This window comes from Allobosea sp. NPDC055332 (assembly GCF_053645455.1).
Map to the genome: position 1 here is coordinate 1 of NZ_JBSHMO010000011.1, position 5,273 is coordinate 5,273.

At 48.4% G+C, this 5,273-nt stretch carries 9 protein-coding genes; 2 read left to right on the forward strand and 7 right to left on the reverse strand.

All coding sequences use genetic code 11. The annotated features are described in order from the left end of the window. Positions 1–203: 203 nt before the first annotated feature. The 7 genes from ACWIGM_RS31120 to ACWIGM_RS31150 all read right to left on the reverse strand — a co-directional run bounded on the left by ACWIGM_RS31120 (position 204) and on the right by ACWIGM_RS31150 (position 4,506). On the reverse strand, positions 204–2,477 hold the full coding sequence (locus tag ACWIGM_RS31120) for a replication endonuclease (RefSeq protein ID WP_454029836.1): 2,274 nt from the start codon (positions 2,475–2,477) through the stop codon (positions 204–206). Then, positions 2,467–2,742, reverse strand: coding sequence for a DUF5405 family protein (locus tag ACWIGM_RS31125; RefSeq protein WP_000027662.1), 276 nt, complete (start codon positions 2,740–2,742; stop codon positions 2,467–2,469). The genes ACWIGM_RS31120 and ACWIGM_RS31125 overlap by 11 nt, the downstream gene beginning before the upstream one ends. Beyond that, positions 2,739–2,963 (reverse strand): TraR/DksA C4-type zinc finger protein, encoded by a 225-nt coding sequence (locus ACWIGM_RS31130; protein WP_001113264.1) that lies wholly within the window; start codon positions 2,961–2,963, stop codon positions 2,739–2,741. The genes ACWIGM_RS31125 and ACWIGM_RS31130 overlap by 4 nt, the downstream gene beginning before the upstream one ends. Beyond that, a complete protein-coding gene (locus ACWIGM_RS31135) occupies positions 2,963–3,265 on the reverse strand; it encodes a DUF5405 family protein (protein WP_001277954.1) in 303 nt (100 codons plus the stop codon). Before ACWIGM_RS31135 ends, ACWIGM_RS31130 begins: the two co-directional genes overlap by 1 nt. After that, complete coding sequence (locus tag ACWIGM_RS31140; protein WP_000557703.1) at positions 3,265–3,489, reverse strand: DUF2732 family protein; 225 nt, start codon at positions 3,487–3,489, stop codon at positions 3,265–3,267. The genes ACWIGM_RS31135 and ACWIGM_RS31140 overlap by 1 nt, the downstream gene beginning before the upstream one ends. 63 nt (positions 3,490–3,552) lie before the next feature. Next, complete coding sequence (locus ACWIGM_RS31145; protein WP_454029837.1) at positions 3,553–4,044, reverse strand: hypothetical protein; 492 nt, start codon at positions 4,042–4,044, stop codon at positions 3,553–3,555. Between the two features lie 186 nt (positions 4,045–4,230). Beyond that, on the reverse strand, positions 4,231–4,506 hold the full coding sequence (locus ACWIGM_RS31150; protein ID WP_000043869.1) for a regulatory phage cox family protein: 276 nt from the start codon (positions 4,504–4,506) through the stop codon (positions 4,231–4,233). A gap of 147 nt (positions 4,507–4,653) precedes the next feature. Here ACWIGM_RS31150 and ACWIGM_RS31155 point away from each other — a divergent pair, with 147 nt between their 5' ends. After that, positions 4,654–4,920: a helix-turn-helix domain-containing protein gene (locus tag ACWIGM_RS31155; protein WP_001231961.1), complete on the forward strand. Its 267-nt coding sequence runs from the start codon at positions 4,654–4,656 to the stop codon at positions 4,918–4,920. A 115-nt stretch (positions 4,921–5,035) separates the two neighbouring features. Beyond that, the gene (locus ACWIGM_RS31160) at positions 5,036–5,257 is read left to right on the forward strand and encodes a site-specific integrase (protein WP_454029838.1); all 222 of its coding nucleotides are present in this window, start codon (positions 5,036–5,038) and stop codon (positions 5,255–5,257) included. Positions 5,258–5,273: the final 16 nt, after the last annotated feature.

Sequence of the window (5,273 nt, forward strand, 5' to 3'; positions counted from 1 at the left end):
ATATCATAACCTGCAACTACATTAAGCCCCGACTTCTGAAGACCGTGAGTCAAGCCACCCGCGCCACAGAATAAATCAACAACCTTAATCAAGATAAACCTCCTTCTAATGCTGTGGGGATTGTAGCATTGTTCTTTCTCATCATCGATGTTTACTTGATGCTTGATTTGTGAATACAAAATCAAGCATGTCAATCATTATTGTTAGTTTGTTTCAAATCCCGCCCAACCATCAGAAATCGGATATGAAAACGTTTTCCCATCATAATTTACGGTCGCGCCACGCGCCAGCGCCTCAAGCTCCCATCGCTGCGGCCTGATACCGTTCTGAGCAAGGTCAACGCGGATACGGGTAATTTGCATTCGTTCCGACCGGGCCAGTCTGGCCGATGGTGCAATTTCATGTGGTTTTAACGGGCTTCCGTTTCTTTGCTGACGATTTGGCGTTCTCCGACCGTGTTTTAATGCACCTCTGAGCGCCCTCACGACCTCCGGGTCACTCCATTCGATAACACTGTCATCAACCAGATTAAGCACTGCTGCGGCGTGCTCAGAAGGTGTGGGAGCCGGTAACGAAGTATCACCACCGGTGAGTTTTCCACAGTTATTGACAGGACTCCGAGGCGCGGCGATGCCGCTTTTTAAAGTCAAAGGCTCAACGACCGGCACTTTCGGAACAATGCGCCAGTCCGTCGTTCTGGTGATATGAATATGACGCGCGCCGAGATGCGGCGCGTAAATGCCGACCACTCTCTCGACTTCTTCCTCGTACTCGTTAACGTCATCCGACGGGCTACGGGCAACCCTGACAGTCTGGCAATCGCGCGGGACATTTGCCCCACCCTGCGCGCTGATATACAACGCAAAATCACCACTGTCTGCGGCGGCGCGTGCAGCCTCGACGCGCTCGTCAAACTCATCAGCAATGCTGACGCCGCGAGGCAATTTGCGTAGTTCACGGTAAGCCCCCATTGTCGGCAGGCCAACCGTTTTAAATTGCGGAATGCGCCACGTTGACGCCCATGCGCTAACAGCCGCTGCAGTGTCTTTCAGCGGTCTGCCGGTATCGTTATCGAGCTGCCCATCCAGTGCATAGCCGTCGATGTTTTTTGAAATGTATTTCGCGATATATCCCGCAGCACCGCCCCGGTTAAGGTGTTTTGCCTGAAAACGGTTTCGCGCGGCTCCTCTTTCGTCGCCATCCTCTTTGAGCGCATAGCGACGCATGATTTCGATAATCTGGTTACGCTGGCGCGGATTACAAAAAAGCATCATATGCCAGTGCGGCGTTCCGTCGTGGTGTGGCTCGACGACACGCAAACCGTAGACCTGTAAATCATTATCCTTGAATGCCGTGCGCATCAGGCTCCAGATACGGCAGAGATAACGCTGCGCATCCTTTGGATTAAATGCCTCATCGTTCCAGCCGTGATTAAGCTGAACGGTTTTACTTTCGCCTTTTCCGACCTGACGTGTCGGGTGATACTTTGACGGCGCGGTCAGCGTGATAAACATCCCCAAATCACCCTCTGCGGCGGCGTAACGCTCAATACCGGCAATGGTGTTCATCAGCTCCATCCGGCGAATTTCTGGATTAGAAATACTGCCCATCACCTTACTGATAAGGTCGATGCGCTCGCCGGTTTCCCTGTTTTCAAGGTCACACGATTTAAGAAATTCCAGATTTGCCTGGCGGCGCGCACGCACATCACGAATGGCATGTTTACTGGCATAAGGAGAACGGTCTTTATTGACCTCCCCGACAGCAATCAGTAACGCCTCATGCCAGCGCATACGCTGGCCTTTAAGCTGACTAATCCACCACTCATCGTTAAACAGACGGGCAATGGCAGAATATGCCTGCCTCGTGGTCATCTGTCCTTTACTGTATTTTTTCCAGTAGAGCGGGGAAATATTGAAAGCACGTGCAGCGCCAGCAACATGACCATACAGGTGAGCCTGCGCCTCATCCGTAAACAGCGATTCTTTTTCACCATGCGCATCAACCCATGCATCGCAGAGTTCCTCATACATCATGAAAAGCTGCGATGAGATACGGGCGGCAAACTTTTTCAGCTCCTTGTCATTCATTCCAGGCAGGCGCGCATAGTGGTCACGCTCTGCCAGAAACAGCAACGACGCGTCGGTGTTCATTTCATGGCGCTGATTCACGCGCTCAATGCGCGGCCATAAACGACGCTGAAAAGTGGATGTGAGGAAATAAAACCCGTGCACCGGGCTTTTATTGCGCCGGATGTAGTCATAGCGTGAAGTAAACAGCGAACGCAAAAAGTAAGGCAGGCGGTTAATCGTGGATAAAACACCTTGCACCTGACGCATCTCGTCACGTGTAAGGGGTCTTTCGCGCCCGACGGCCTCGCGTGGCGCGTTCCATGCATAAGCACCGGTAAACGTCTTACCGGTGCCTGCGGCAAATGCTGACGGAGGGACAAAACGCCCGGAGGCTTTAACGTCCATGTGAGCCAAAAGCCTCTGAACAACGCTTGCTGAGTTGCTCAACCTGCGCGTTTAAATCAGCAAAAGATTTTGCGCTTCCGGTCAGAATATCGTGATGCATCAGGCCGGAAACGAGCTGGCTTAATTTCGGGTAATAACCAACCACCGCCAGCCATTCCTGACCGGCGTTTTTACCGCTTTCCGCTCTCTTTTTCTCGTGGAGAATAAACTGAAAGCTGTCACTGGTAACGACATAACGTTCGCCAATTTCAATACGAATACTCATGCCGTTCTCCGGTAATGTTTGTTTTTTGCTTCAAAGACTGACTGACAGGAAACACAACGCGTGGCTGACGGATAAGCCGCACGACGGGCAGCAGGTATTGGCGCGTCACACTCTTCGCAAACCAGCGCAGAAGCACCGCAATGTTTTACCCTTGCCGCGTTAATCTGACGCTCCAGTAATTCAGCCTGTTGTTCCTGAATAAAATCTACGTTGTCCGGCATTACCAGCTCCTTTTGTCGTTAAGTTTTTTAAATTCATCAGCGCAATAGCTGGCAATTTCTGTTGTTAATTTTGTCAGTTCATCCACGGAGGAGATTTTCTTGTGAAATACAGCGCGTTTAACAAGTAAATTGACCACATCAGACAGGAGATTTAATTCGTTCTGATAAATCGCGATAACAGACTCAGTTATTTCGCGTTTTTCTTTATCAAGACCAAGTTGAATAAGAGATAAATCGCCATTTTTCATAACGGCGATTTTTAAGGCGTTATTCAGTAATACAACTGAACGAGAACAGGACATCAAAGCACCTCCCCGCGAGACAATCCGATATTGTGAAATTTTTCCGACTCCTGACTGAGCAGCTCGACTATCTCCACGCGGGATAACTCCGCCTTTGTGATGTGGCGAATCATGGCGTCAAGATGAGAAGAAAAGCGCGTCGCTGCGTCGGCCTGTGCTTCGGTTCTGGCCTGTTGCAGCAGTAATGCGTATTTACCGCACTGATTTTCAGAAACTGTATGCATGACTTTCTCCAGGCAAAAAGAAGCCCCGCACGATTAAGTGCGTTAAAAACTCTGGTTAATTACTTAATGCAGATATTGCTCTGGTTTTACCGACGTCAGAATTGTCGGTGCATACTCAAACAGACTGAATAATTCACGTAATGCACGGAATAAAGCATCACGCCAGTAACATGACTCTTCATTAATTCGCCAGTATGGCTGGTTGAATTCTTTTTCAGTCAATCCGGCATGCATAAATAAAGTACGACGCTGACTGACTGTTAAAAAACTAATATATGCATACTCACTTGCGCCAACCTGACGGCGTTTTGAGAATGCCCCACGCAATTCATCAATTGCACATACCAGTCGTTCACGTTCGACGTCGTTCATTTCTTCAAAACACATCGTTGCGTGACGCTGTTTTAACTGAGCATGGAAGCAAACCGTTAGCCGTTCGCGCTCCATCATCTGATTATAATAATCACATGTATCCTGCCAGCGAGGAACGGCAAGATGCTTACCAATTATCCGGCGCATAGCTGCTGGCTGTTTTTCAACGAGATTGAGCGTCATCACTGTCATTTCCATACCCTCCGGCTTTTCAGAAAGGTCAGAGCCTTTTTTAACGGACTCTGTTTTTTGGTGCGGATAATGATTCCCTTACGCCCCTTACCGTGGGTGATGGTGAAGTCAATCGCCCTGGGGCTTTCGTTACGCAGTAACTGAGCAATACAACGAGGCTCATTCATACGGTTCTCCTTAACGTGGTTCACCGAGACCTAACCACATCAACCAGCCGTCACGAATCTCTTTAGGGCGGCTTTCATAAGCCAGTTTTAGTCCGTTATTCCATGCCGGAAGGTATACCCAATATTCACCTGCACGACCTGAAGCTGATTGTGGATCGGTCATATCAATTACAGGCAGCTTTCCTTTATCGATCATCCGACGAACCGCTCCTGTCGATTTTCCTATTAGTTTTGCGAACTCCTGATAAGGAATCGCATCAGTCATGAGTGTTACTTGCTTGCTCATGTCGTCCTCTAGCCCTCATGAATTGCGTTTAATGTCTTATAATGCCTTTTAGTGCCCACATCCAAGCACTAAACAATCTACATCTAAACTAAATACTATTGAGATCTAAACACCATGTCAAACACGATAAGCGAGAAGATAGTCTTAATGCGAAAATCAGAGTATTTGAGCAGACAACAACTTGCTGATTTAACAGGGGTTCCGTATGGCACGCTGAGTTACTATGAAAGTGGTCGTTCAACACCTCCAACAGATGTCATGATGAACATCCTGCAGACCCCACAATTCACCAAATACACTTTATGGTTCATGACCAATCAGATCGCTCCTGAGTCCGGGCAAATTGCGCCCGCTCTCGCACACTTTGGGCAAAACGAAACAACGTCGCCCCACTCCGGTCAAAAGACTGGTTAACAATTCATCGTGAATATATTCATCACAAGTGCCTACTATTGGTGGCTAAATTTCAGCCACCACGAAAAAAGCGATTAGTAGTCGCAAAAAAACACACCACTCGGAGGGTTTTCTGATGGCAATCAAAAAACTCGATGATGGTCGATATGAAGTGGACATCCGCCCTACTGGACGTAATGGAAAACGCATCCGTAGGAAGTTTGATAAGAAAAGCGAAGCTGTCGCTTTCGAGAAATACACGTTGTACAACCACCACAATAAAGAATGGCTATCAAAACCAACAGACAAGCGACGTCTGTCGGAGCTGACACAGATCTCGTGGGATTTAAAGGGTTAACACGAAGAGCATGGGA

What these genes read in the sequence shown, in the direction of transcription:
- ACWIGM_RS31120 (WP_454029836.1), bottom strand. Translation starts at nt 2,477, where the DNA reads ATGGACGTTAAAGCCTCCGGGCGTTTTGTCCCTCCGTCAGCATTTGCC.
- ACWIGM_RS31125 (WP_000027662.1), bottom strand. Translation starts at nt 2,742, where the DNA reads ATGAGTATTCGTATTGAAATTGGCGAACGTTATGTCGTTACCAGTGAC.
- ACWIGM_RS31130 (WP_001113264.1), bottom strand. Translation starts at nt 2,963, where the DNA reads ATGCCGGACAACGTAGATTTTATTCAGGAACAACAGGCTGAATTACTG.
- ACWIGM_RS31135 (WP_001277954.1), bottom strand. Translation starts at nt 3,265, where the DNA reads ATGTCCTGTTCTCGTTCAGTTGTATTACTGAATAACGCCTTAAAAATC.
- ACWIGM_RS31140 (WP_000557703.1), bottom strand. Translation starts at nt 3,489, where the DNA reads ATGCATACAGTTTCTGAAAATCAGTGCGGTAAATACGCATTACTGCTG.
- ACWIGM_RS31145 (WP_454029837.1), bottom strand. Translation starts at nt 4,044, where the DNA reads ATGACGCTCAATCTCGTTGAAAAACAGCCAGCAGCTATGCGCCGGATA.
- ACWIGM_RS31150 (WP_000043869.1), bottom strand. Translation starts at nt 4,506, where the DNA reads ATGAGCAAGCAAGTAACACTCATGACTGATGCGATTCCTTATCAGGAG.
- ACWIGM_RS31155 (WP_001231961.1), top strand. Translation starts at nt 4,654, where the DNA reads ATGCGAAAATCAGAGTATTTGAGCAGACAACAACTTGCTGATTTAACA.
- ACWIGM_RS31160 (WP_454029838.1), top strand. Translation starts at nt 5,036, where the DNA reads ATGGCAATCAAAAAACTCGATGATGGTCGATATGAAGTGGACATCCGC.